Source organism: Hyphomicrobium sp. 1Nfss2.1, from assembly GCF_965243865.1.
Classification (GTDB): Bacteria; Pseudomonadota; Alphaproteobacteria; order Rhizobiales; family Hyphomicrobiaceae; genus Hyphomicrobium_A.
The window spans coordinates 2,897,355-2,922,786 of the sequence record NZ_OZ251603.1 but is presented as its reverse complement, the minus strand read 5'-3'; the positions used below and the strand labels follow the sequence as shown (position 1 = coordinate 2,922,786).

The window sequence follows — 25,432 nt, the reverse complement described above, 5'->3', positions numbered from 1 at the left end:
CGTTAGGCCGCCTCCGCAGTCGCCGTCTCCCCACCGGCGCCGCTGGAGCCGAGTGCGATCTGCTCCACGTCGTCGATTGACGGACGCTCATAGACCGAGATGGTCTTGCGGCCGTGCTCGAGCGCGACTTGCGGCATGGCGCCATTCATGAAGGCGAGCAGGGCCTGCTTGACGATCACGTAGGAGCGCAGCTGCTTCTCGCGCAGCGTCTTGATCTTGGTCGCGAGCGGGGTGAACACCGCGTACGACATGAAAATGCCAGCAAAGGTGCCGACGAGCGCCGCGCCGATGAGATGCCCGAGGACCTCGGGGGATTCGTCGAGGGCGCCCATGGCCTTCACAACGCCGAGGACGGCGGCGACGATGCCGAGGGCAGGCAAGCCTTCACCGACCGCGACGAGAGCGTGATAGGGCTTCGTTTTGTCGGTGCGGACGGTGTTGATCTCTTCATCCATCAGCGCCTCGATCTCGTGGGTCCGAGCGTTGCCGATGATGATCAAGCGGAAATAATCGCAGATGAACGTCGTCAGGTCGTGGTTGGCGGCGATGGAAGGGAACTTCTGGAACAGCGGAGACTGCTCCGGGCTGTCGATGTGCTCTTCGACTTCGTTGCGGGGCTTTGAGCGCAGCTCGCGCATCAGGAAGTAGAGGATGCCCAGCACCTCGAGGTACTGCTGGCGGCCAGGCGCATCGCCGGTTACCGCTTCCTTAATGCCTGCCCCGGTGTCCTTGATGGTCTTCATCGGGTTGGCGACGATGAACGTGCCGAGGGCCGAGCCGCCGATGATGACGAACTCCCACGGCTGCCAGATGACGCCGACGTGCCCGCCCATGGCGACGAAACCGCCAAGCATGCAGGCGAGGGTAACGATCAGGCCAATCGCGATGGTCACGTCAGGGAATCCGAAGTGATTTTATCCTCTTATGAGTTGAAGCATCACTTCCTTGCGTGAAGCTGGCTGCCACAGGGATACAGATTGCGGTTTGGCCACCAGCTTCGCGAAAGCCAATTCGTGCAGCTTTCCGGCCACCCATCCTTTTGGACACCAGACCGTGCTCACCACCCTCGCGAATTTCCGTCTCGTCAGCCAGAACCTGGAGCGCACGCTCTCGGCCACCGCCGAGCAGCCGCAGGTGGAGCGCGAGACCGCCTATTACCTTGAGAACATCGGCAACGTGAAGTCGATCGACGACTTCCTCTCCGATGACAGGCTGTTCAAGTACGCCATGAAGGCGTGGGGCCTGGAGGAGATGGACTACGCCAAGGCCTTCATGCGCAAGGTGCTGACCGAAGGCGTCGATGAGGACAAAGCGTTCGCCAATACGCTGTCGGATTCACGCTACAAGGAATTTGCCAAGGCCTTCAACTTCAAGCTTTACGGCGAGACGACGACGACCTGGAACTCTGCAAAGCAGGGCACCGTGGATCGCTACATGCGCCAGCAGCTGGAGGAGGACGCCGGCGAGCAGAACGAGGGCGTGCGGCTTGCGCTCTACTTCGAACGCAACGCTTCAAACATCACGAGCGCCTATTCGATCCTGGCTGACAAGGCGTTGCTCAAAGTTGCACAGACGCTCTACGGGCTGCCCGAGACGATGTCGCTGGTCGATATCGACCAGCAGGCGAAGATGCTGGAAAAGTTCATGAACCTCGAGGACTTTCAGGACTCCGAGGAAATTCAGAAGATGCTGATCAGCTTCTCGGCGAAGTGGGACGTCGAGAACTCGACCGCCGCGGAGACGAACCCCGCCGTGGCGTTGTTGCAACCGATCGAGGCTGGGATCAGCTACGACCTTCTCAACAGCCTGCAGAACCTCAAGCTGGGCGGGGCCTAAGGAATGCAATCAAGCCTCTACGTCGCGCTGTCGTCGCAAATGGCCTTTCAGAAGCGCATCGAGACGATAGCCAACAACGTAGCCAACGCTTCGACGCCAGGCTTCCGCCGCGAGGAAATCAAGTTCGAGCAGATGCTGAGCAATTCTGCGAACGAGCAGGTTGCGTTTGCATCGACGGGCGACACCTTCATCAAGCGTGAAGCGGGTCAGACGATCCACACGGGCAATCCGCTCGACGTGGCGGTGCAGGGCGATGCATGGCTCGGGCTGCAGACGCCGGCCGGTACGGTCTATACCCGCGACGGCCGGATGCAGATGACGCCCGAAGGCGAGCTGCAGTCCGTCGCCGGTTACCCAGTGCTCGACGTCGGCGGTGCTCCACTGCGGATCAACCCGAATGCTGGTCCGGTCAAGATCGCCAGCGACGGCATGATCACCCAAAACGGACTGCAGCTCGGCGCAATCGGGCTATTCACAATCGCGCCCGACGCGTCGCTGTCGCGCTACGATAACTCGGGCGTCATTCCTGATAAGGGCGCTGCGCCAGCGCTGGATTTCAACCGCGTCGGTGTCATTCAGGGGCACATCGAGGGCTCGAACGTCAATCCGATGTGGGAGATGTCGCAGCTCATCATGGCATCGCGCAGTTACGACTCAGTCTCCAACTCGATCAATCAGTCGGAAGATTCGCTGCAAGAAGCGATTAAAGCGCTGGCGCCCGCCTCGTGAGCGAGGCAGCGGGCCGCGAGAGCCGGCGCAACCGCCTGGATGCGTTGGCCGACCGCGTGTCGATGGCCAACGCGACGCAGCCTTTGGTGCAGGTCGGCGGTACAGTTAGCCAAGTGACACCGGCGTTCTGCTGCGTCTCGGGCCTTTCGCCATTCGTCAAGCTTGGGGACCGGGTGAGCCTGGAAGCCGGCGAGCAGAAGCAGCTCGGCGAGGTGATCCGCCTCGATGAGGCGCGGGTGACCATCAAGACGTTCGATGAGCCGATCGTTGCGGGGCTGGGCGCGCGTGCCTGGCGCTTGGGTCCGGCCGCTCTCTATCCCGATCCCTCGTGGAAGGGGCACATCTTCAATGCGCTCGGCGCCCCGCTGAGTGATGCTGCTGGCCTGACGCACGGGCACAGCGCGGTGCTTGCCGATAGAAGTGCGCCCGCGCCGTTGCGGCGGCAGCGCATTGCGAAGCCGTTCAAATCCGGCGTGCGGGTGATCGACCTGTTCACGCCGCTTTGCTTCGGGCAGAGGATTGGCATCTTCGCAGGATCGGGCGTGGGTAAGTCGACGCTGCTCGGCATGCTGTCGCGCGCAAAGGGCTTCGATACCGTCGTCATCGCTCTGGTCGGAGAGCGCGGTCGCGAGGTGCGGGAATTCCTCGAAGATACGCTCGGTGAACACCGCGAGCGCGTGATCGCCGTCGTCTCCACCGGCGATGAGAGCCCGATGATGCGTCGTCTTGCGCCAAAAACGGCAACGGCGATTGCCGAGTACTTCCGCGATCGGGGCGAGAATGTGCTGCTCATCGTCGATTCGGTGACGCGCTTTGCGCATGCGGCGCGCGAAGTTGCATTGGCTGCGGGTGAGCCGCCGGTTGCACGCGGCTATACGCCGAGTGTGTTCAGCAATTTGCCGACCCTCTTGGAGCGCGCCGGGCCGGGCGAAGAAGGCAGCGGCTCGATTACGGGGATCTATTCGGTGCTGGTCGATGGCGATGACCACAACGATCCAGTGGCCGACAGCATCCGCGGCACGCTCGATGGGCACATCGTGCTCGACCGCGCTATTGCCGATCAGGCGCGTTTTCCCGCGGTGAACGTCCTCGCGTCGATCTCGCGACTTTCGCAACTTGGCTGGACGCCGGAGCAGCGAAACCTGGTGTCGAAGCTGCGCGCCATGATCGCCCGGTTCGAAGACACGCGCGATCTGCGCTTGATGGGCGGCTATCGTGGCGGCGCCGATCCGGAACTCGACAAAGCGGTCGAGATCGTGCCGAAGCTGTTCGAGGCGCTGAAGCAAAGCCCGCGCGATCCGGCCAGCATGGATGCGTTCCAGGAGATGGCGCGGGCGCTGCAGTCGTAACCGGCGATTAGCGCCTCAGCGGGAGAAGTTGGGCTGGCCCTTCATGAGGTTTGCGCCTTCGCGCACCTCGCTCTTGGCCACAAAGGCAAATTTCTCGATCAGCACGTCCTTTACGAAACCGTCGCCGAAGCGCTGGTTCAACTGGTCGGCGATGGTTGTCGTGAGCGCCGCTAGATCCTGCTTTTTCGCGCCGCGCATGGCTTGCGCATCTGCAGCGTAGATAGAACGGAATGCAGCGTCGGCAAGGAAGACATCCGGGGCAACGGACATCCGTTTCACGACGTCCGATTGCACCGCGAAATTGAATTGCGCGAGCACGTATCCCTGGATTGCTCCTTCGGCGACGACCGGCACGCTGAGCATGCCGGTCTGCATCGTTTCGAGCCCCGTTAGCAGCTTGTGGGCCTCCGCCTCCGGCGTGCTGTGCGAGCGCCAGAGCGTTGCCGCGTAGCTCGACAACGCCGTGACCAGACAGATCCAGACGCCGGTGGCGATGAGGCGGATCATCGATAGCCGCCGTAATAGCTGCCGGAGCCTGCGTGCTGCGAGTAGGTTCCATCCCACTCGCTATCCTGGATCGTGTCGGCGACGACCCCTGCGATCTCGCGCACGGCTTCAAGATGCCGGCGCAGCATGGACTGGTTCGCTTCGAGCTTGCCACGCAGCATGCGCAGGCGGCCGACGAGATCGGAGTCGAGCTCAATGCCTTCCAGCGAGCGGGCGGCTAGCCCGAGCTCGAGCAGGGCCTGGCTCTTGTTGTTGTTCGATTCCTTGAGGTCGATGGCGGCCCTGGAGCGCAGTGCTTCGGTTTCGCGATCGACGAGAAGCTCGATGCGCTGCATCGTCCTGTCGATTGCCTTGCGCGCCGCAAAACGGTGATCACGTGAACTCTGTGCCATCATACGTCGTCGACCTTCGTTTGCGTGTGGTGACCAGCGGCCTGCAAGACCGACTGAGCCGATGAGATTTGCTTTGCGATGCCGATGGTGCCTGTGCGAGCCAGCTGGTTGGCAATCTGTTCAGCCATCATAGACTTCCAGATCTCACCAGCGGTGCCGCGACCGAAGATCGCCTCAGATTCCTTGGGCAACATAGTCTCGACCATGTTCTGCAAAAGCAGCGCCTCGAACTGGACATATACGTCGTTGGCCTTTTTTGTGTCAGCGTCGGTGTCGGTCTTATCCTTGCTGACGGAGGCGGTGGCAGTGCTCTTCGTCGTCGTGGTAACGCGCGGCGTCTCGGGTGCGTTGACGGCTGCGCGCTTCAGCTCGGTCGACCAGTCTGCGACCTGGTCGGACGCGCTGGTCGCTGCGTGCGCCATCTCGCTGGCCGCGGCACGGCTGAGGCGCTCCAGGCGTGCTGCTGCGTCGCGCTGCTTCACAGCGTCGGCGGCGCGCGAGACGCCGAGGATGATGTCTGGACCGGACGTCATGCTCGATCAGCACAGCCCTTTGGCAGCCTGAATGGTAGATGTAAAAGTCGCGCAATAAGCTTATGGGAGGCTTGCGTCATCGCCGCGTGCGATGCGATCGATGATATCGAGGAGCTGTTTTTCAGCGTCGACCTTGGCATCCTGTTGCTCGTAGTTGCGCACGAGGCGCTCGGCGAACTTGGTGCGCGTGGCGATGGCGAGAAGGGTGCGGGAGCGGAACTCCATCTCCTTGTCGACGCGGGTTGCTTCTTCACTCAGCGATTTCAGACGGCCGACGTAGAGGCGCTCCAGGCCTGCATCGGCAGAAAGCGCGCTGACGATATCGCTTTGCTGGCGGGCGATGTCGTCTTTGCGTGCGCGAAGCCTGGCAATTCTCTCTTCTTCGATCTGCTGCAGGCTTTCCTGCACATCGTGCAAGCGCTTTGCCTTCTTAAGCCGCTGCTTGATCATATGCTCAGACCCTTGCCAGCCATTCGGTGAAGCCGCCCATGAAGAGTTGCAGAAGCTCGCTACTGGTGAAGTAGAGGATCAATCCGCCGCCTGCGAGGACGAACGGAATGGAGATGAAGTAGACGGGAATCTGCGGGGTCAGCTTGCCGAGGATGCCGAACATCAGGTTGATCATCAGCGAGTAGACCATGAAAGGGGCGCTTATGCGCAAGGCGAGAAAGAAGGCGTCCGCCAATGCGTCGACGATCTTGATGAGGCCGAAGTTGTCGGCGAGTTCCTTGGCCACCGGCACCACGGCGTATGATTCAACAATGGCCCGGATGATCTCCCAGTGCAGCCCCATCACGAAGATCAGCACCGTTGCCGTCAGAGTGATGAGGCTCGTCACCGCGGCTTGTGGCTCGTCCTCTTCGATGTGCGCGTCGGGCGTGTTGGAGAGGCCGACAAACATGGAGATCGAGGCGCCGGCAAACTGCAACGCGAGGTAAAACATCCGCCCCATCAGGCCGATGATGGCGCCGATGATCATCTCGGAGGCGATCAGCTTGAAGACCGTCACCGGCTCCTCATTGGGAATGGATGCCTTGACGCCCTCGGCGAGCATAGGCGCCAGCGCCAGAGTCAGTGAAATGACGATGAAGAGACGCACTCTGGTTGGAACGCGCGGAGACGAAAAGCCGGGCATCAGCATGAGGCAAGTGCCGATGCGGCAGAAGATCAGAAATGTCGCCAGGATGACTTGCGGTCCAATGACCGAGGTCACGAGATGGTCCCGAGCGACTTGATCTGAACGCCGCGTGCGATTTCGAGATGCGAGAGCACAGGCAAAGTCGCAAAAAGGCGCTCGGTGATCATGCGGACATAAGGGCGCGCGTCGGGGGCGGCGACGAGCACGAACTTGTGGCGCTGATCCATCAGGCGGCGAATGACGCCGGTGGCCTCGGTGCTGAACTGCTCGATGAGCTTGGGATCGATGTCGAACTCCACAACCTCGCCCTTGGCATCGCGCTTGAGGCTCTGATGGAAGGCCAGCTCCCAACGGTTACCGAGACGGAGCACCTTGAGCACGCCTTCGTCGGCCATCTCGCCACAAATCTGCTGCGCCATGCGCAGGCGCACGTGCTCGGCGATCTGCTCGGAGCGGGAGGCGTGCGGCGCGATTTCGGCGATGGCTTCGAGGATGAGATGCAGGTTGCGGATCGAGATGCGCTCGGCGAGCAGCAGCTTCAATACTGCTTGCAGCCCCGAATTGGAGATGCGCGAGGGAATGATTTCTTCGATCAGGCGGCGATACTCAGGCTCGAGGCGATCGAGCAGGGTGCGCATGTCCTTATAGGACAGGAGCTGCGCAAGGTTGTTGCGGATGACCTCGCCAAGGTGGGTCAGCATCACCGACATGTTGTCGACGGCGGAGAAGCCGTCACGCTGAAGGGCGCTGGTGAACATCTCGGATGTCCACATCGCCTTCATGCCGAAGGCCGGCTCGCGCGTTTCATCACCGGGCACGTTCGGCGGCTTGCCGTCGCCGATGATGACGAGAACGTCGCCGATGCGCAGCTCCTCGCTTGCTACGACCGTCCCGTGAATCTTGATCTGGTAGCTCTTGGGCGGGATCGACAGGTCGTCGGTCAGGCGGATTTCGGGCACGACGAAGCCGTATTGGCGCGCAAAGCGGTGACGCATCTTGCTGACGCGCTGCGCCAGCTCGCTGTGGGCCGCCATGAGTGTGCCAGAGATCTGCTTGCCGAGGCACAGCTCCAGCTCGACGGTCTTGAGCGATTCCTTGACCGACTGGCGCACTTCCTCCTCGGCCTTGAGCTTGGCCTCGTGTGCGCGCGCATCCTCGGCTGCCTTGGCGGCGGCGTGGCGGCGCGGGATGGCATAGGCGATGAAGACCATGCTCGATCCGAGAACGGCGAAGGGGAGGAACGGCAGGCCCGGCGACAAGGCCAGTACGAACATGACGACGCCGGCCAGCGTCAGAGCGCGAGGGTGGTTGCCGAGCTGACCGAATACCGCCTTCTCGGCGCTGCCGCGGGTGCCGCCTTTGGAGACGAGAAGGCCTGCCGCGAGCGAGATGATCAGCGCCGGGATCTGGGTGACGAGACCGTCACCGACCGACAGCTTGGTGTAGACGTCGGAGGCCTCGGAGAACGACAGGTCATGGCGCGTCACGCCAATGACGATGCCGCCGAAGACGTTGATCGCGGTGATGATGAGACCGGCGATGGCATCGCCACGCACGAACTTCGATGCACCGTCCATGGAGCCGAAGAAGGCGCTTTCCTCTTCAAGCTCGCGGCGGCGGTGCATAGCCTCTTTCTCGTCGATGAGGCCGGCGGAAAGGTCGGCGTCGATGGCCATCTGCTTGCCGGGGATGGCGTCGAGAGTGAAGCGGGCACCGACCTCGGCAATACGCGTTGCACCCTTTGTGATGACGAGAAAGTTGACCGTGATGAGGATGACGAACACGATCGTACCGATCATGAAGTCGCCGCTCATGACGAAGTTGGAGAAGCCGGCAATGACGTGCCCGGCCGCGGTATAGCCCTCCGCCCCGTGCGAGAGAATGAGGCGCGTGGTGGCGATGTTGAGCGATAATCGCAATATCGTGGCGATCAGCAGCACGGTGGGGAAGGCCGAGAAGTCGAGTGGCCGCTGAATCCACAGGGCCACCATCAGGATGAGGACGGCAAGGGCGATCGAGATGGCGAGCCCGATGTCGATCAGGGTCGACGGCAACGGCAGGAACAGCACCGCCAAAATGAAGACGATGCCGATGGCAAGGCTTACATCCTGATTGCCGGCACGTTTGACCGCCGGCGCCGACGTGACGATAGATTCGGCCATATGGTCCCCTCGAACGAGGGGCAAGAGTTAGCCCGCGAACCTTGCGCGAAGGTGCCCTGGCCAGAGCCGGCGCACTAGAATCCGTTCTGGATGCGGCCGTAAATCTGCTCGGCGAAGGCGTAGATCACCGTGCCGATGAAGGGGGCCATGAGGGAGGTGACCAGCAGCGTGGCGATGATCTTCGGGATGAAGGTCAGCGTGATTTCCTGGACCTGAGTCAACGCCTGCAGGAGCGCGATGACGATGCCGACAGCCATCGCGGCCACGACGGCGGGGCTTGAAGCCACGATAATGGTCCAGATGGCGGACTGCACGATGTCGAGCGCGTCGGCCTGGTTCATCAGGAGATTTCCACGCCTTCGCCGAGAAGCAGGCGAGTCCCGTCCTCCAGGATGGCAACGGCGCCGCCGGAAATGATGCGCACCGATTCAACCTTGCCGGAGATCGTGCCATCGTCGGTGGTGGCGGTGACTGTGCGGCCGATGATACCGTCGATCTGGTTGAGGGCCATCGACGTCATCAAGGAATCAAGCTTGGCGTTCGTCTGAATTGCCTGCTCGACGTTCGAGAACGACGCGATCTGCCCCATCCACTCGTTAGCGTCGGTGGGGTTCGTTGGATCCTGGTTCTGCATCTGCGCGATCAGCAGCCGCAAGAAGGCAGTATAGTCCAGGGAAGCGGCGGAGTTCGTCGTCTCCGTGGTGCTCTTATTCGTGGTCGTCGCGTTCGTCGCTGTCGTGGTGTTGACCGTAACCATGGGCCCGCCTCAGTGCGTTGGGTGTTGATCTAGAGTCCCAGGCTCCTTGCGCTTGCTCTGGCTGAGGATCGATTCCTCAATGGGGAAGAGCGAGCGGAGCACTTTGAGGGCGTCGAATGGGCGCCCGCGGTCGAAGAAGTCGCGGACGTCAGTCAATCCCTCGCGAATGGTGGCGTTGTCGACCGATGCATCGAGCGAGGCAAGAGATTGGTAAAACATCGCATGCGCATCGCCGCTGTTGGCCGGATCGATGAGCACCGTCTGTATGATGAAGTAGAGCTGACGCAGCGGCGTCTTGGTGTCGTCGGGGTGGATGACGTGATGCTCCAGAAGGAAAGTCACGTCATTGAGGAATTCAATCGAGACCTTGCGATCGACCTTGAGCACGGCTCCGTTGACGTAGATGCGCTCCCCCGGCTTCAGCGATATTTGTAGTTTTTTCATTTCAGCCCTTCGTAGAGTGCCGTTGTCACCTCGATCAAAGGCTTGAAGTCCTTCGATTTGCCGAGGCGGATGCTCTCGGATTCTCGCACCGCCCAAAGACCGATCGAGATGATCTCGGCGCGCAGCTCCTTCGGCAGCGCGTTCTCGGGGTTGGCCAGATCCTCTAGCAAGGTGGCCCAGACGCGCTGGCAGAATGTCAACGCCTCGATCGCCTCGCGCGAACCTGCGCCTTTCTCCTCCGCGGCTCTGAAGAGCTCCAAACAGCGCTCGAACACCTGCCGCTCGCGTTCGCGCGCGAGTTGCGGGCTGCTCTCCATCGTGTCGGCGTAAGGGAATTGGTACATTTGTCGATCCGGGGTCAGAGGTGTTGTGCGTTGCGCCCGACAGGTTACAGGTAGTTCAGGATACTCAGTCCCATGATGCGCGCGGTCAGCGCGTATGAGGTCTCAATCTGGGTTAGCAGCTGGTTCACTCTGGTCGCCGCCTCGTTGGGGTCGACGCCTTCGAGCGAGGTTATCTGAGTGGTTAGAATGTCGATCTGAAGCGACATGCGATCGCTCGCGTCGGTGACGCGCTGCTCAGCGACTCCGAGCTTCGACTGCTGGTCGCCAATCTGCTGGACAGCTTCATTGACGACGGTAATCGCCTTATCGATGAGCGCCTCATACGCCGGCTGGCCGAGGGTCGAGGTGCCGAGATCGGCCACCATGGTGTAGGCCATGGCCAGCTTGCGGAAAGCGCTTTCGTTGGCGTTGGTCGATGTCTCGATCAGCTCGCTGCTGGAGATGCGGCTGCGCATGTTGTCCGACGACGCCGATGACCAGTTAGCACTCCACGACGGATCTTCGAATACGTCGGCGAACGTCGTGTTGAGAAAGTTCTCCATGTCCGCGGCGGAGATCGTGGATACCGCGGGATCCGATTGGGAGAAGCCGAATTCGGCGAAGAATGCATCATCAACGCTCTGCTTGCTGGTAGACGTCGGCGTTGCGAAGTAGTCGGTAAGCGGCTTTACGTCGGAGTTCACGCCCGCGAACAGGTAGCCGCTGCTGAACGACATGTTCATGATGTCGAGGAAGCCATCGAGGCGGCTCGTTGCATCCGTCTGCGCGCCAAGCGCATTGCTGCCACCCATGCGCAAGGCGAGAAGCTGCTCGGAGAAATCCTGCGCGGTATCGGCAAGATTCTGAAGTGTCGTCTGCGTCGCTTCGAGGCGCGACGACACCGTCGAGTTGGTCTCGATCATGGTTGTGAGACGGGCGTAGTCCTGGCGCAGCGATATCGACTGGCCGGTGCGATAGCCCAGCTGCATGCCCACGTCGGCGAACCGCTCCGTGAGCACCTCCTTCTGCGCGTCAGCCAGCTCCTGCTGCACCTTCATCAGGGACTGACGCGTTGCGGCGGAAAGTGCGCTGGTGGAGATGAAGGTCGTCTTCATGCCATTATCCCGCTGCTGCCAACAACGTATCGAGCATCTGATTTATGGTCGAGATCAGCTTGCTGGATGCCTGATATGTGCGCTCCAGTTCGAGCATCAGCGTCATTTCCTCGTCGAGGTTGATGCCCGTAACCTTGTTGAGCGCCTCAGAAGAACGGTCGAGCAGGGTGTAGCGGTATTCGGCTTCTTCGTTTGCCGCCGTGCGCGTCTCCGAGAGCCAGCCTGCCGATGCTGACGCCAGGCCCAACAGCGTTGCCGACGACGACAGCTTGGTCGTCGCGTCGAACGACTGCGTGCCGCCCAGCTTGTCCAACTGCTCGTTGATGCGATCGGTGAATGCTGCGGCGCCATCGGTGTTGTAGAGGTACGCTGCGCCGTTGATGCCCCCGTCTCGCAACAGCGTAGCGTCGCCACCCTGGTCGGGATCGACCAGCGCATTGATGCTTATCGAGCCGGCGAGGCCAGCGACGATCGTGCCACTAGCGGGAACTGCGGGCGAGCCGCTCCATGTGAACAACCCGGTCGCATCCGCCAGCGAGGGAACGGCGCTCTGGTCGCTTTCGGAGAATGCTGTGATGAGACCGCGGGCGATTTCGTCGAGTTGGCTCTGATAGGTGACGGCGATGTCATCGCGGACTTTGGCCAGACCAGCGATGCGTCCGGAGGTGACGCCCATGGTCGCCGAGGGGCCGGTGATCGGAACACCATCAGCGTAAACAGCGTTGCCGGTTGTGCCCGCCGCGTAGGTGCCGGTCTGCTGGAACGTGATGGTGCGCGGTGTCGTGTCGAACAGCGTGACGCCGCTATCGGTATAGATCGCCATGCTGTTGTCGGAGCGGGTGATCGTCTTGACCCCAACCTCCTCGGAGATCTGCATGATGATCTGATCGCGCTGATCCTCGTAGTCGGTAATATCGGCTCCGGACCGCGTCCCTTTGACGATTTCCGCATTCACGGATTCGAAGCGCGACAGGAGGGTATTCAGCGTGTTGACCGAACCAGCGATGCCAGCGTCGGCCTCGGCGCGCACGTTCTGGACGAGGGTGGTTGCCTCGTTGAGCGTGCGTGCCATATCGCGTGCCGCGGCGACCGCAGACTGCGCGGTCGCAAGGCTATCTGGTGCTGCAGAAAGCTGTTGGATGGCGTCCGACAGTTTCTGCAGCTTCGCCGCCGGGGAGGCGTCGAGCTCGGTGTCGCTCAGGCTCTGCTGCAGCTTCTCAAGCGAAGATACGATTGCGTCCTGACCGGCAGCGGTCGAGGTCGAGACGAGCACATTATTGAAGAGTGCCGTGTTGACGACGCGAGCCACGGAGGCGAGGCGCACTCCGTAACCCGGGATCGTGACGACCTCGGCATTTTTGCGCGAGGCTGTAGTGTCGCCCGCGCGCGCAACATTGCGCGAGAGCACAGACGTTTGCTCCGCCGTGGTAGCGAGGCTCGATATCGCCGTATTGAGGCTGGTAGAGAGCGACATCCAGTTGCAATCCCAAAGCTAGCCCGCGCTCACCTTTAGCGCTTCAGATTGACAAGCACGTCCATGAGCTCGGCACCGGTCTGAAAGACCTTCGAATTGGCGGTGTAGTTGCGTTCGGCTTCGATCATCGTGGTGAGCTCGGAGGCGAGGTCGACCGTCGACTGTTCCAGCGCGCCCGAAACCATGATTCCGAAGCCGCTTTCGCCGGGGAATCCGAGTTGGACCTCTCCGGAATTGGCCGTCGCGATGAAAACGTTTCCAGCGAGTGGCTGGAGATTGTCCGGGCTCGCTACGCTGGCGAGCGGGATTTTATAGGTCGCCACGCGCGTGCCGCTCTCGAAGACCGCATAAAGCGTTCCATCCTCGGCGATCTCGACGCTTTCAACGGCGCTCGGCGCGTTGCCGTTGACGACGGTGGCGTCGAGAAGTGTGTAGTCGGCACCGAGCTGCGTGCTACCGGTCATATCGATGACAAGGGTAGCGCCGTTCGGAATCGGTACGGATACGGAGGTGGGGCTCGTCGACGTGAATGAGCCGGTCGAATTGTCGAACGTCATCGTCTCCGTCGACAGCGGACCAGATGCGTAGGGGAAGCCGCCACCCGCGGCGGCATCGGCCTGATTGAAGACACTGATCTCCCAATCGCCGCCGCCGAGGTTCGTCGAATAGACGTCCAGCGTGATCTTGTTGCCGAGGTTGTCGTAGGCGTCGAGCGAGGTCTTGGCGGTGTACTGTGCCGTCGCGGTGTTGCCAGAGGGCGCATCCGCCGCCGGTACCGTGCTGGAGTTATAAGGAAGATTGACCTGGAAAGCCGCCTCTGTCGAAGGGGTCGCCTGCAGCGCAAGCGAGCCGATGTTGACGACCTCGAGGCCGCCGGTGCCGTTGGCGACGATCGATGGCGCGCCGTTGGCCAGGCTGTAGCCCATCAGCTTGAAGCCTGCCGCGTTGACGAGATCACCGGCTCCGTCGGGAACAAACGAGCCCGCACGCGTCAGGAAGGTCTGACCGTTCTCGGACGAGACAACGAAGAAGCCCTGTCCCTTGACTGCAAGGTCCGTCACCGAGGTGGTGAAGCTGAAGCCGCCCTGCTCACTGATGGCGTAGCGCGTGTGCGATTCGACACCGCCAGAGACGTACTCCGTTCCCCCCGAATCAAGAATGAGCGAGGAGAACTCCATCGAGGCGCGTTTGTAGCCGGTGGTGCTCGAATTGGCGATGTTGTCGGACACAGCCCCCAGGCGATTGGCCTGTGCGGCCATGCCGGACGCGCTCGTCCGCATCGTACTATAGAGACCCATCAGCTTTGCTCCCCGTCAAATGCAACTGCCCTGTGCATTTGAACATTTACGGCTTGCGCGAAGCTGGATCGAAACTGACTTTCGTCCGCGCAGAACGCTCACGCGTCGAGCAGGCGGTAGCCAAGATAGCGCTGCGAATCGATCGGGTCGTGGCCAAGCCGATGACGCAGACGCTTGCGCAGCTTGCTGATGTGACTCTCGATCACGTTCTCGTCGATTTCTTCGGAGAAGAGACCGTAGACGAAATTGAAGATCTGGCTCTTGGTGACGCGGCGGCCCTTGTTGCTCACCAGATATTCGAGGATGCGACGCTCGCGGCGCGGCAGATGCAGCGGCTCACCGCTGACCTCGGGATCGCGGCCATCACCGAAGACGCGAATCTCACCGCTGACCGCACCTTCAGCTTCGGTCACGGCGCGGCGCTTGATCGCCTTGATGCGCGCAAGGATCTCGTGGATGTGAGTCGGGTTGCCGATGACATCGTCGACGCCAGAGGCAAACAGATCGAGCGTTTCCTGCAGAGATTGGCCAGCGTTGAGCGCCAGCACTGGCGCGCGCGAACGCTGCTTGATCATCTTGGGAAAGATGCGGCGATCGCTGCATTCACCGAGCACAAAGGCTTCGACGGCGGCCAACTCCGGTTCGGGAGCGGTTCTCACCCAATCCTCGAAATCGGACGCAGCAAGGCCCTCCGTCGAGATGCCCTCGCGACCGAACCCCATCGTGTCTACACACGTCAACGCTTCACGATCATCGACAATAATGATCATCGAGGCCCCCCGAATCGCTCGGGATCAGAATGTCATCGTTCGACTTATTAACAATAACTTACTTACGTCGTCGTTCATCCTGTAAATCAATTGGTGGAGTGCATGGTGCGGCTTTGCACCTATTGTTGTGCAAGCACTTTCGTCGTTTCGCGAATTGAGTAGCGGCGCAAGCTTGGCGCAGGCTGACCATCCTAGACCGGTGACACCTTCACAGATCGGGATGGGCGCATGCTGCCGCGGGGATCAGCACTAATCATTGCAGGTGTGCTCGGGCTCCTTGCCGTTCACTTGGCCGTCGCGCTTGGTGGCAGCTTTTTTGCGGCGGTGTTCTGCACGTTCGCACTCATGATCGGCGCCCCGGTTGCGATCCTCATCTGGTTCGGATCGCTGACGGACCGGAATGGAAAGTTGCAGGCGCAGCGCACAAGAATGGCCGGTGACAAAGCGGACGCCACGCTGTGGCAGCAGACCATCGAGGAAGCGCGCGCCTCGTCGTCATGGAGCGCGCGCGACTATCACGTCCTGTCTGGCCTCGAGGAGAGAAGCGGCGCCGAGGCAACGGCGCAAAGCTCCAGGCTTGCTGCCGTTGCATCTGCACTCGCCCAGATGATGCATGAGGGAAAGCGCATCAGCCGCCCCATTTTGGGACTGTGCTTCGTCATTATTTCAGCCGCCGGCTTCTCGGGATGCGGCGTGCCGGCCGAGGCGTGGAGCATGATACGGCCGGGCATGGGCACGGCGGAGCTGGTGTCGATTGCGGGCGGCCCGGACTACGTCAGGTCAAACGGAACCAACGAAGTCTGGCAGTACTGCCGCGATTTCTATGGGCGCGATGAGGGCCGTTATGCCCGCTATTACACGACCGTTCTCGTCAGTAACCAAACCGTGCAGGACGTGCGGCCTTATCCGGTGATGTCGAGCGCGGGATGCGAGGACTTCTATCGCGCCAACTTCTAGCGCGCACTGATTGAGAACGCTCTTCGGACGTCCTATTTATTACTGGCACGCTCATTGCTGAGGGGGTGACTGTAACGTTGTTTGCGTAGAAGGAGCTCGGCTCCCATGGTGACTTGGCGTAACCGCTCGATCGACAGCCTCTCGACAATGGAGCTGCGCCTGGCGCTGGACGATGCGATCAACCAGATCGCCTGGTCACAGGCCGAAGCTGACTCGACCACCTTCTTTCAGGCACTGCTGGCTGGCTTCGTTGCCGGTGCCGCTGTGGTGACCGTTGCTATCCTGACCTTTTCGCTGATTGGCTGAGAGACACCCACAGCTCGCGCGGAACGCAAGCGGTGCTCGGAGAGTTGATAAGCCGGCGTAGAATTAGCCGGTCTGATTCGCTCCGGCTCAACGAGGTGCGCACATGGGTGCTATCGGCACGTTTCTCCTGCTCGTCATTTTTGGTGCAGCGATTGGCTTTGCCCTGAACAGGCATGGCCGCGGTTGGCTCGGGCGCCAGGTTACGGCAGCGACGGGGGCGGGCGACGTGACTTACGCGCTCGTCGGCATCGCTGGATCGTTCATGGGCTTCCACATCGCGGCGATCTTGGGCCTGCTGTCACCGCTATTGATGTATCTCGTCGCCGTGGCCGGCGCTGCGCTGACGGTCTGGCTGTGGCGCGGCTGAGCTAGCCACGCGCACAATCGAGGTATTGCTTTCGCGACAGCGCTGCGGGCGAACACGCCCGCAGTTCTCGTTCGAGTCTAAGCGGTGTTTGTCTCGCGCGCGCCGAACGGCCACCAGCTTTTCTTCGATGCGGCGGCCTGGGCTTCTTCTGCTTCGGCTTTCTCGATGCTGCCGTCGTCGGCAAGCACCATGAGGATAGGCGTCAACCCCTCGACGTCCTCGAGCGGGAAGATCTCAATGTCGCGGCGAGCGCGCTCGCTCCATCCCGCGAACGTGAGAGCCTTTTCCGCTTTTGAGAACAGGCCGTGGTTGCGAAGAGGTTGCGCCTTCTCGAACGCAATATCCTCTTCGGTCTTCTCGCCTTCGGCCTTGGGATGATCCTTGAGCCACTGTTTGCGGATGGCGCTGAGGTCGGTGTCGCTGGCGGCGGCTTCCTCGGCCTTGAGCTGTTCGAGTTCACCGCTGCGGAAGAACTTCCACCAGGGTGCGCGTTGGGGCCAACGCACAAGATCGAGATCGTCCAGAACGCCGGCAAGCTGGTTCATTGCGAGCGCTTTTGAGCACTCCTGCTCGTTACTGGGATCACAGCTATAGAGATTTGGGATGACGAGGTACGAGTTGCGCTTGTGATAGATGAAATGGCGGCGCACCCACTCCATGGTCGCGCCGGGCGCGCGTTCGATGGCCGTGTTCACGGCGGCCCGGATCTGGCGAATGACCTGCGGTTGCGGGCGGCGGCTCTCGGCGGGCGGCGGATTGAGGATTGCCAGCGCGAGCAGGCCCAGGTCGATGCCGATGGTTGCGAGCAGTGCAATCATATCGCGCCCGGTGATCGGCTCGCCGCTCTTGGTCGCGCCCTCTGGTTCCGCGCGGGAGATAAAGCCAATGAGGCTCGACAGATAAGAGCCGATGTTCTCCCACAGGCGCTTGATGGCGTTGGCGACGCCCGCGGGGCCTTCGTTGAACGAGGCTTCGCGCAGCTCGAGCGTCGCGGGCTGGTCAGCCTGAACCGCGGCCTGGGTGAGACGCTGCGCGAGGGTGGGGTCGTAACACGAGAAGCTACTTTGACCCGGCGGAACCGATACAGCGGCGGCAATGGCGCGCATTTCCGTTGCTGTCGATTTGCCGAGTTCGTTGGAGCGGGCGGCGATGTCGCGAGCACGCGAACGGATGCGCGTCGCCATGGCGTTGAAGCTGGCCTGGCGTTCGGCGACCGTGTTGCCCTGGAGCGAGGCGACGCTCTGCTGCAGGGCCCCGATGTCGTCCTGCACCGGCTTGATCCAGGAATTTTCGACGCCGTCGCGCAGCGAGGCGATCTGATCGCGTACGGCAACGCGGGCGTTATAGAGCGGGCCGCGGCCGGCCCCCGATGAGGTGCCGCACGAGCCGCCGCTGGTTTCCTCGCGCGTCATCTGCGTCTGCGACCAGGTGACGACACTGTCGAGGCCCACTTTCACGGCATCCAGCCTGGCCGCGACGGCGCTGGCCGCGTCGCCTGCGTCCTGCTGCAGGCCAGCCAGGCCAGTGCGCGTTGCTTCCTCGCCGGCGATAAGGCTCCACCAGAAACCGTAGCCGAAACCAATCGACCAGATGGCCAGGAACACATAGAGCGGGAAGGTGACGATGCGGTCGGAGAGGCGGCGGCCGACGCCGAAGGACTCGCGCAGTGCAAGCCACATCAGGAATGTCAGGGCGAAGACGACGACAATGACGAGGAAGTCGTTGGAGAACGAGAGGCCGCCTGGCAACTCCTGAGAATTGCCTGCCGGGGACGTCGACACGCCGATGATGAAATCGCGCATGCCATGCCAGGTGGCGAAACCGGAGATCAGCAGCAGCATCATCGAGGCTATGCCGATGAGCGTGTTGCGCCCCAGCAGATAGTCGAGCGCGCGCCCAAATCCAGAGGTCGATGCCGGCCTCGTCGCTGCCATGTCCCTGTCCCCCGTTTCGCAACAGCTTGTATAGGCCGATATAGGAAAATCGCGCTCTTGTCCCGCAGATCGCGCGTCGGCATTGCCGGTGGAGGAACCGCGTAACGGCTGCGCAACGCGGGATAGAGCTACGTGCTGGTTGCCGCGGCGGTGGTCGCGGCATACTCTCAAACTGTCCAATAGCCTCTCGCGGATGGTGCCAATGGCGAGCGATGGCTTTGATTTTGAAGGGTTAGTGCGCGCCGGCTACCCGCTGGAACGGTTCGAGGCGGGTGAGCGCATCTTTGTCGAGGGTGACGAGGGCAACACGATGTACGTGGTGCGAACCGGCTCCGTCAGCATCCTGTCGGCCGGCGAAGTGCTGGAGACGGTGCGGCCGGGAGAGACGTTCGGCGAGCTGTCGCTCATCGACGGGGCGCCGCGCGGGGCCACCGCGATTGCACGTGAGCCGACCGAGGTGGCGGTAATCGGCGAGGCCGCTTTCAACTATCTGATCGAGCGAACGCCATCCTTCGCGCTCGACCTGATGCGGCGGCTTTCAAAGCGCCTGAGGCGGATGAACGAGAACATGTGAAGCGGGCACCGGTTGGGTCAGCCCGCCCTGGTGGTGATGACGCCGGGAGGGATCATCTCGTATCCGACGTAGGCCTTGCCGCGGAGACCGTAATTACAGGCTTCCGGGTGCATGATCTCAGCCAGGATCTCGGCGCTGTCGACGAGGCGAGGCCCGGGGCGGTTGAAATAGGCGTTGCCGTCGGCAAGGTAGACTTGGCCATCGCGCACCGCGCGCAGGTTCTGCCAGACCTCGTAATGGACGAGCGGCCGGACCTCGCGGCGCGTCACTTCGATGTCATAACCGCAGGGCGCCACCACGATGATATCGGGGTCGGCAGCGGCGACGTCCTTCCAGGTAATCCAGGGCGACGACTCGCCGGTTGTGCCAAACAGGCTGATACCGCCTGCGGTGCTGATAAGCTCGGGCATCCAGTGACCGCCCGACATCGGCGGATCAACCCATTCGATAAAGGCGAGGCGCTTCCTGGGTTGCCCCATGACGAGCGCCGCAACGGCCACAAGACGCCGCTTCATCGAGGCGATGAGCTTATCGCCAGCCTCGGGGCGACCGATTGCGTCGGCGACACGATGAATGTCGCGAAAGATGTCGGCCATCGTGTGCGGGTGCATGGAGACGACGCGCGGGCGGCTGTGCACGAACTCGCACACTGCACGCTCGACGTCGGCGAGCGAGACGGCGCAGACCTGACACTGATCCTGCGTAAGGATGACGTCGGGCTTCAACGCATCGAGGGCTGCGGCGTCGACATCGTAAACAGACAAGCCGCGCTCCACGAGTGAACGGACCCGCTGATCGATTTCGCCGCTCGATCCCTGAACGTCGAACTTCGGGCGCGTGACCGCGGGCAGGTTCAGGACCGAAGGAGGATAGTCGCACTCGTGAGAACGGGCGACCTGCAAATCTCCAGCGCCAAGCGCGTTCAATATCTCAGTTGAGCTCGCGATGAGCGAGACGACGCGCGGGTGAGATACTTTTGTCATTGCCAATTGATTGCACCGGCTGCGTCGGGCTGCAAGCGGATTGACGTGCGCACGCCGGCTTCAACCAGCGCTAGGCGACTTTGACCGACACTGGCTGCTCGGCAAGATAAGCGTGCAGCGCGGCGACGACCTGGGCACCTTCGCCAACGGAAGCTGCAACGCGCTTTACGGATCCCGAACGCACATCGCCAATGGCGAAAATCCCGCGCCGGCTGGTTTCCAAAAGCTTGCCATTGCCATCCGGGAGTTGTGCGCCCGTCAGCACGAAGCCTTTACCATCGAGAGAGACGCTGGAATTGCGCAGCCAATCGGTGTTGGGATCAGCGCCGATGAATAGGAACAGATGACGGATCGCGTGCTGCTCCTCTTCGCTGTTGTTTTTTCGCCAACGAACCGCTTCAAGACGCCCATCGCTTCCTTCGAGGGCTGTCACTTCGGTGTTGAGAAGAACTTCGACGTTGGGGAGCCCGCGAATGCGATCGACGAGGTAGCGGGACATGCTCGCTTCCAGGTCACCGCCGCGGGCCAGGAGCCAGACTTTCTTGGCGCGACTGGCGAGATAGACAACTGCCTGTCCTGCCGAGTTTCCGGCGCCGACCAGTGCCACTTCCTGCTTCGCACAGAGGTTGGCTTCCAGGGGCGATGCCCAGTAGTGGATGCTGGTCATCTCGAAATCGCAAAGGTTGGGCACACTGAGCCGGCGGTAGCGAACTCCGCTCGCCAATACGACCGATCGTGCGCGCACCTTCCCCGCTTCCCCAAGCTGGAGCACGAAGGCGCCGCAGGAGGCGTTGCGCGGTTCGAGATGCTTTGCTTCGCAGGGGATGACCATGTCAGCGCCGAACTTCAGCGCCTGATTATAGGCGCGGGCCATCAGCGCCATTCCGGTGATGCCGGTGGGGAAGCCAAGATAGTTCTCGATACGGGCTGAGGCGCCGGCCTGCCCTCCGAAAGCGCGGCAGTCGAGCACGAGCACGGACAATCCCTCGGAGGCTGCATAGACGGCCGTCGCGAGGCCGGCAGGACCTGCACCGACGATGACGACGTCGTGGACATGATCGGGATCGAGCGGTGAGATGAGGCCGATGCAGTGCGCCAACTCTGTCTCGGACGGATTGTGAAGAAGCCTGCCATTGGGGCAGAGGACGATCGGCAAGTCCTGCGGCGACACTTCGAACTTCTCGACCAGAACCCTGCCGCAGGGGTCGGTCTCGGGATCGAGGCGCTGATGCGGGTGGCCGTTGCGGGTAAGGAAGCCTTCGAGGCGCAGCACTTCGCCATTGTCCGCACTGCCGACGATGATCGGGCCGCCAGCTCCAGTTTCGAGAAGCCCGATGCGGCGCAAGATCAGCGCGCGCATGATGCGTTCGCCGAGTTCGGCCTCGGCGATGAGCAATGAGCGCAGCTCCGCTGCGGGAATAACGAGGACGTCAACCGGTTCGCTGGCGATGGCGTCGATGAGTGCCGGGCGTCCGCCGAGCTGTGCCAGCTCGCCCATGAACCCGCCGGGCTCGTGCGTGACGATCAAGGTGCGGTGGCCGCCCTTCGATTGGAACACATCCACCTTGCCAGACAGAACCAGCATGACGCCCGGTGCATGCTCGCCGACACGTGCGAGATATTCGCCGGCAGCGAACGATCGAGGCTGCCCGAAGCGCCTTACGCGCTCGACTTCCTCTGGCAGCAACGTCGGGAATGCTTGGGAGCGCCGTGCGGTGACGATCGATTGTTCCATGCCTTGCCCGCTGTTCTGTGGATGAAGCTGCCGTCGCGCAACGGCTAAGGCTCGGCTGGCCGGGCGGGAATATCAAGTCAAAGATGGCTCAAAGGCTGTTCAGCAGCTGAAACATATTGGCGCTTGCAGGCCGGCATGGCGGCTTTTTAAGCAGCGAAGGGGGGCTAGCGCAGGACGCGGTTGAGGATGGCGCCGGCGACCTTGCTCGGCTCGATTTCCACCGCGCTGGTGCCGTAGCTGCCGCCGTAGAGATGGCGGACAAGGCGGGCATGCATCTCCTGCGAGGGCGCAAATTCGACGGCGTAGTCGCCGACGTCCACGCGCACGACTTTCGCGTTGACATTGATGCCGTCGAAAGCGATCTCAACGTCGCTGCCGACAGGACCGGGTGCGACGCCATAAAGGCGCATGCCGCTGACCGAGATATCGGCGATGGGCAGCATCGCCTTTTCGGCGCCCGCCATCACCATTGCCCATCCTGATCCGCTGAAGCGATCGCCCTGGCGCTGCTGCGAAGCCTCGAAACAGACGAAACACGCGAGCGTCAAGATGACGATGTTGTACCAGCTCCAGAAGAGCGCGATGGCACTGGCATCGGTGAGCGAGCGTGAATCGTCGAACCCGAATGCCCAGATGACTCCACCCACCGTGATGATCAGGTAGGCGAGGAACATGCGCAGCATCTTCCACTGCACAAACCCCTTGCTACGGTCGCCACCCTTCGCGGTGACCTGGAACTTGTGGCCTTGCGGCTTGAACAGACCTACGAGGACGGACTTGGCGATGTCGTTGGCGACGAGAAGCTGGCTCAGATCGTTCATGATCGGCAGCACGCGCCCCTTGGTGAGCCATGCGATCACGGCCGTCTGGACAACAAGGAACGGGAACAGGTGAGAGACGGCATCGGGGACTGCCGCATAGACAGCCTGGATGTTGAATAGCAGGTAGACGGCGGGGATGATCAGCGCCGCAAGCCGGAAGGCGTGCGTTGCCGACCAATGCAGGAAGGTGTCGACAAGCATCAGACGCTGAATCAATGGCGTCGACACGCTGGAGCTGAAGGGACCGCTCGGGCCGCGGCAGATTTGCATAAAACCGAGCGCCCAGCGGCTGCGCTGCGAGACATACTCCTTCAGGCCTTCCGGTGCGAGGCCGAGCGAAAGCGGCTCGTTGAGGTAGATGGTGCGATAGCCGATCTCGTTGAGGCGCAGCGAGACGAGATAATCTTCGGTGACAGAGTCCGTTGGGAAGCCACCAATGCGCATCAGGGGCTCGAAGCGCAGTATCGAGGACGTGCCACAGCAGAACGCGCCGCCCCAGGCATCCTTCGAGGCCATTACGACATCGAAGAAGAAGCGCTGCTCGTCGGGCCACACACGCGCGAGCGAGAGATTGTTCTGGATCGGATCGGGATTGAAGAAGTGCTGCGGTGTCTGAACGACGCCGATGTCGTCGTCGCGCGTGAGCGCCAGAGTGCGGTTGAGGAACTGCGCCTTCGGGACAAAATCGGCGTCGAGAATGGCGATGAAGTCCGGCTGTTCTGCCAGGTCCGAAAGGTGGAGCAGCGCGTTGTTGATGTTCCCCGCCTTGGCGTGGCGGTTGTCGGGCCGGCTGATGTATCCGCAGGAGTGCTGCTCGCAGAGCTGTTTCAACCACTCGCGGCGGCCATCGTCGCACACCCAGAGACGGTAGCGCGGATAGTCGAGGCCGAGCGCTCCGATGATAGTGCGCTCCAGGATCGCCTTCTCCTCGTTATAGGTGCAGATCAGCACGTCGACGAGCGGCGGTTGGGGTAGGGAAGTGAGCCAGGGCAGGTTTGCCTCGGCTTGCGGCGTGCGGTTGATGGTGCGCGTCAGGAAGAACATGGCTATCGACGCGCCGATCATCGACAGAAGCTCGATCAGCGTGAAGCCGGCGCCGAAGGCGAAGTCCCACGTGAGGCCCGGCGGCGGCAACGTGCTGGTGATGCGCCAGATCATGTAGCGCCAGGCGAGAGCGAGCCCGACGGTAATCGCAACGGTGCGCACGAGCGTGTTGTTGCGGTTGAGCCAAGGCAACAAGCCGGCGGCGAGTAGACCCAGCGCGAGGCCTGGTAGCAGCGCCTCCCAATAGGTCATGCCCGATGCGACTGGCATGGGATCAGCTCCGGCGCGCGGCTGCGTCGGCGGTCTTGATGTTGGTCCCGCGCTCGGCGCTAGCAGAGGTGTCGAAGGTTACCTGCCCGGTACGGCCCACTTCGCACTCCTGGCGCTCAGCAAGAGCGGGCACGGCGATCGTCACGTGGTATGGCTCGCGCGTCAGCGCCGTCTGCTCGATGGCGAAGTTCGAACCTGCCGCGGTGAGACCCGTCAGGCCTACGACGCTGCCCGCGTAGTCTTTGCGCTCGCCGCGCAGCCTAAACTGAGCGGGCTGGCCGACCCATAACTTATTATAGACGGACTCCGAAACGGTCGCGGTTACGACGGCGCCGGCGCAGTCGAGGATGCGCAACAGGTCCTGGCCGGTACGCACTTCCTCGCCACGCGCCGTCAGCGTATCCCAAATGCGGCCGCGCACTGGCGCGACGATGTCGGACGTCGAGTGAGTGGAGAAGAGCTCTGACTCTGTCGCCAGCTCCTTTTCCAGATAGGCGAGCCGACCTTTGTTCTCCTCCACGCGTGCGGACGCATCGAGGATCTGCTGGCGGATCTCGTCCAGGCGCTGCGCAGACCGCGGCAGATCGTTATAGCTATCGCCGACAAAGAGCCCCTTCTTCGCAGCATCGAGTTCGATCTTGTTACCCTCGATGCGGATCTTGGCGGCCTCGATGGCAAGCTGCGATGTTTTGAAGTCGCGCTCCGCGTGGAGCAGCGTGGCGATCGTCTGCGAGCCGGTAACGTTGAGCTTCTTGGCGCGCTCCATTGCCTGTCTGGCGTCCTCGTGCAGCGCCTCGGCGCTGGAGACCTGCACTTCCAGCTCGGATGCACGCGCTTCAAGCTGCTTGATGCGTCCTTCCTGGAAGGCGTTGCGCTGCTCGACGAGGTTGGCTTCGATTCCCTTCAGCTGTGCGACACGCTTTTCGGATGCGTTCATGTCGGTCGTCAGCGCGTTGATCGTGCGACGCAGATCATCGAGGCGGCCGCGATCGGCGCGGATATTGGTGATGTGCAGAAGTTTCTCGCCCGCTTCGACCTCGGTGCCGATGGAGATCGTTGGGGCTATGAGCGCCACCTTGCCGTCGATGGGTGCGCGCACATTGATCAGGCGCGCGTTGACAGTCGCTTCCGCGCTGGTCGTTGCCAAAAGGCGCTGCAGCGGGATCCAGCCCAGCGCCAGAGCGACGAGAATTGCGATGAGCGATTTGGCACCTTTGCGGCCGGTGAAATCCTTGAACCTTTGGCGCAGACCGACACTCTTGGTCGGTGCTTCATTGTGCTTGCGGAGAAGCTGCTCGCGCAGATCGTCATCGATCTTCTTCAGTCGACTGACCGAGTCCGCTGGCTGCGAAGCTGGGGTTTGCGGCGCGCTGTCCTGGATCGGCGACTGCGGCTGCTCTGACTTCCAAATCGACATGTTCGGCATACCCAATGGACGCCACTCCCAGCGCCTAAAGAGCGGGCGCGGGACAGCGATCAAAATTCAGCCAACAGAGTAAGCAAGGCTAGTTAACGCGAGCATTGCCGTGGCAGCGGCATTCGCTTGCTCGCTTAAAACTTTATGAAAAGGCGCTTCACACGCTGCAAAACAAAACGCCCCGGCGATGAAGCCGG

27 protein-coding genes are annotated in these 25,432 nt (G+C 61.9%); 7 read left to right on the top strand and 20 right to left on the bottom strand.

What is annotated here, in order from left to right; genetic code table 11:
- Positions 1-2: 2 nt before the first annotated feature.
- A complete protein-coding gene (motA, locus tag ACP15D_RS14145; RefSeq protein WP_424958087.1) occupies positions 3-893 on the bottom strand; it encodes a flagellar motor stator protein MotA in 891 nt (296 codons plus the stop codon).
- A gap of 160 nt (positions 894-1,053) precedes the next feature.
- Here motA and ACP15D_RS14140 point away from each other — a divergent pair, with 160 nt between their 5' ends.
- The 3 genes from ACP15D_RS14140 to fliI all read left to right on the top strand — a co-directional run bounded on the left by ACP15D_RS14140 (position 1,054) and on the right by fliI (position 3,914).
- Positions 1,054-1,836, top strand: coding sequence for a DUF1217 domain-containing protein (locus ACP15D_RS14140; protein ID WP_424958086.1), 783 nt, complete (start codon positions 1,054-1,056; stop codon positions 1,834-1,836).
- A 3-nt stretch (positions 1,837-1,839) separates the two neighbouring features.
- Positions 1,840-2,565, top strand: coding sequence for a flagellar basal-body rod protein FlgF (gene flgF / locus ACP15D_RS14135; protein WP_424958085.1), 726 nt, complete (start codon positions 1,840-1,842; stop codon positions 2,563-2,565).
- 62 nt (positions 2,566-2,627) lie between these two features.
- The gene (gene fliI, locus ACP15D_RS14130; protein WP_424959239.1) at positions 2,628-3,914 is read left to right on the top strand and encodes a flagellar protein export ATPase FliI; all 1,287 of its coding nucleotides are present in this window, start codon (positions 2,628-2,630) and stop codon (positions 3,912-3,914) included.
- Between the two features lie 15 nt (positions 3,915-3,929).
- Here the strand turns inward: fliI and ACP15D_RS14125 are convergent, their stop codons facing one another.
- From ACP15D_RS14125 to ACP15D_RS14060, 14 genes are all read right to left on the bottom strand, one after another.
- Complete coding sequence (locus tag ACP15D_RS14125; protein WP_424958084.1) at positions 3,930-4,421, bottom strand: hypothetical protein; 492 nt, start codon at positions 4,419-4,421, stop codon at positions 3,930-3,932.
- Positions 4,418-4,813, bottom strand: a complete 396-nt coding sequence (locus tag ACP15D_RS14120; RefSeq protein ID WP_424958083.1) for a hypothetical protein — start codon at positions 4,811-4,813, stop codon at positions 4,418-4,420. Before ACP15D_RS14120 ends, ACP15D_RS14125 begins: the two co-directional genes overlap by 4 nt.
- Complete coding sequence (locus ACP15D_RS14115; protein WP_424958082.1) at positions 4,813-5,346, bottom strand: rod-binding protein; 534 nt, start codon at positions 5,344-5,346, stop codon at positions 4,813-4,815. The genes ACP15D_RS14120 and ACP15D_RS14115 overlap by 1 nt, the downstream gene beginning before the upstream one ends.
- Before the next feature lie 60 nt (positions 5,347-5,406).
- Positions 5,407-5,796, bottom strand: coding sequence for a hypothetical protein (locus ACP15D_RS14110; RefSeq protein ID WP_424958081.1), 390 nt, complete (start codon positions 5,794-5,796; stop codon positions 5,407-5,409).
- Positions 5,797-5,800: 4 nt separating this feature from the next.
- Positions 5,801-6,559: a flagellar biosynthetic protein FliR gene (locus tag ACP15D_RS14105; RefSeq protein WP_424958080.1), complete on the bottom strand. Its 759-nt coding sequence runs from the start codon at positions 6,557-6,559 to the stop codon at positions 5,801-5,803.
- Positions 6,556-8,646, bottom strand: a complete 2,091-nt coding sequence (gene flhA, locus ACP15D_RS14100; protein ID WP_424958079.1) for a flagellar biosynthesis protein FlhA — start codon at positions 8,644-8,646, stop codon at positions 6,556-6,558. The genes ACP15D_RS14105 and flhA overlap by 4 nt, the downstream gene beginning before the upstream one ends.
- A gap of 74 nt (positions 8,647-8,720) precedes the next feature.
- Complete coding sequence (gene fliQ, locus ACP15D_RS14095) at positions 8,721-8,987, bottom strand: flagellar biosynthesis protein FliQ (RefSeq protein ID WP_072370945.1); 267 nt, start codon at positions 8,985-8,987, stop codon at positions 8,721-8,723.
- The gene (gene flgD / locus ACP15D_RS14090; RefSeq protein WP_424958078.1) at positions 8,987-9,403 is read right to left on the bottom strand and encodes a flagellar hook assembly protein FlgD; all 417 of its coding nucleotides are present in this window, start codon (positions 9,401-9,403) and stop codon (positions 8,987-8,989) included. Before flgD ends, fliQ begins: the two co-directional genes overlap by 1 nt.
- 9 nt (positions 9,404-9,412) lie before the next feature.
- A complete protein-coding gene (flbT, locus tag ACP15D_RS14085; protein ID WP_424958077.1) occupies positions 9,413-9,847 on the bottom strand; it encodes a flagellar biosynthesis repressor FlbT in 435 nt (144 codons plus the stop codon).
- Positions 9,844-10,191, bottom strand: a complete 348-nt coding sequence (gene flaF / locus ACP15D_RS14080) for a flagellar biosynthesis regulator FlaF (RefSeq protein WP_424958076.1) — start codon at positions 10,189-10,191, stop codon at positions 9,844-9,846. Before flaF ends, flbT begins: the two co-directional genes overlap by 4 nt.
- Before the next feature lie 44 nt (positions 10,192-10,235).
- Entirely contained in the window at positions 10,236-11,285 is a 1,050-nt protein-coding gene (locus ACP15D_RS14075) for a flagellar hook-associated family protein (protein ID WP_424958075.1), read from the bottom strand.
- A 4-nt stretch (positions 11,286-11,289) separates the two neighbouring features.
- Positions 11,290-12,759: a flagellar hook-associated protein FlgK gene (gene flgK, locus ACP15D_RS14070; protein WP_424958074.1), complete on the bottom strand. Its 1,470-nt coding sequence runs from the start codon at positions 12,757-12,759 to the stop codon at positions 11,290-11,292.
- Between the two features lie 35 nt (positions 12,760-12,794).
- The gene (locus ACP15D_RS14065; RefSeq protein ID WP_424958073.1) at positions 12,795-14,057 is read right to left on the bottom strand and encodes a flagellar hook protein FlgE; all 1,263 of its coding nucleotides are present in this window, start codon (positions 14,055-14,057) and stop codon (positions 12,795-12,797) included.
- Between the two features lie 98 nt (positions 14,058-14,155).
- Entirely contained in the window at positions 14,156-14,827 is a 672-nt protein-coding gene (locus tag ACP15D_RS14060) for a response regulator transcription factor (RefSeq protein WP_424958072.1), read from the bottom strand.
- A gap of 228 nt (positions 14,828-15,055) precedes the next feature.
- On the opposite strand from ACP15D_RS14060, the gene ACP15D_RS14055 reads away from it, so the two are divergent.
- The 3 genes from ACP15D_RS14055 to ACP15D_RS14045 all read left to right on the top strand — a co-directional run bounded on the left by ACP15D_RS14055 (position 15,056) and on the right by ACP15D_RS14045 (position 16,457).
- Positions 15,056-15,784: a hypothetical protein gene (locus ACP15D_RS14055; RefSeq protein ID WP_424958071.1), complete on the top strand. Its 729-nt coding sequence runs from the start codon at positions 15,056-15,058 to the stop codon at positions 15,782-15,784.
- A 105-nt stretch (positions 15,785-15,889) separates the two neighbouring features.
- Positions 15,890-16,090, top strand: a complete 201-nt coding sequence (locus ACP15D_RS14050) for a hypothetical protein (protein WP_424958070.1) — start codon at positions 15,890-15,892, stop codon at positions 16,088-16,090.
- Positions 16,091-16,193: 103 nt separating this feature from the next.
- Entirely contained in the window at positions 16,194-16,457 is a 264-nt protein-coding gene (locus tag ACP15D_RS14045) for a transglycosylase (RefSeq protein WP_424958069.1), read from the top strand.
- 77 nt (positions 16,458-16,534) lie between these two features.
- On the opposite strand, the gene ACP15D_RS14040 is transcribed toward ACP15D_RS14045, so the two are convergent.
- Positions 16,535-18,391, bottom strand: a complete 1,857-nt coding sequence (locus tag ACP15D_RS14040) for a hypothetical protein (RefSeq protein WP_424958068.1) — start codon at positions 18,389-18,391, stop codon at positions 16,535-16,537.
- Positions 18,392-18,593: 202 nt separating this feature from the next.
- On the opposite strand from ACP15D_RS14040, the gene ACP15D_RS14035 reads away from it, so the two are divergent.
- Positions 18,594-18,965: a Crp/Fnr family transcriptional regulator gene (locus tag ACP15D_RS14035; RefSeq protein WP_424958067.1), complete on the top strand. Its 372-nt coding sequence runs from the start codon at positions 18,594-18,596 to the stop codon at positions 18,963-18,965.
- Positions 18,966-18,982: 17 nt separating this feature from the next.
- On the opposite strand, the gene ACP15D_RS14030 is transcribed toward ACP15D_RS14035, so the two are convergent.
- The 4 genes from ACP15D_RS14030 to ACP15D_RS14015 all read right to left on the bottom strand — a co-directional run bounded on the left by ACP15D_RS14030 (position 18,983) and on the right by ACP15D_RS14015 (position 25,235).
- Positions 18,983-19,948 (bottom strand): cobalamin-binding protein, encoded by a 966-nt coding sequence (locus ACP15D_RS14030; RefSeq protein ID WP_424958066.1) that lies wholly within the window; start codon positions 19,946-19,948, stop codon positions 18,983-18,985.
- Positions 19,949-20,018: 70 nt separating this feature from the next.
- A complete protein-coding gene (locus ACP15D_RS14025) occupies positions 20,019-21,683 on the bottom strand; it encodes an FAD-dependent oxidoreductase (RefSeq protein WP_424958065.1) in 1,665 nt (554 codons plus the stop codon).
- Between the two features lie 164 nt (positions 21,684-21,847).
- The gene (locus ACP15D_RS14020; protein WP_424958064.1) at positions 21,848-23,818 is read right to left on the bottom strand and encodes a glycosyltransferase; all 1,971 of its coding nucleotides are present in this window, start codon (positions 23,816-23,818) and stop codon (positions 21,848-21,850) included.
- 4 nt (positions 23,819-23,822) lie between these two features.
- On the bottom strand, positions 23,823-25,235 hold the full coding sequence (locus ACP15D_RS14015) for an HlyD family secretion protein (RefSeq protein WP_424958063.1): 1,413 nt from the start codon (positions 25,233-25,235) through the stop codon (positions 23,823-23,825).
- Between the last annotated feature and the right edge of the window lie 197 nt (positions 25,236-25,432).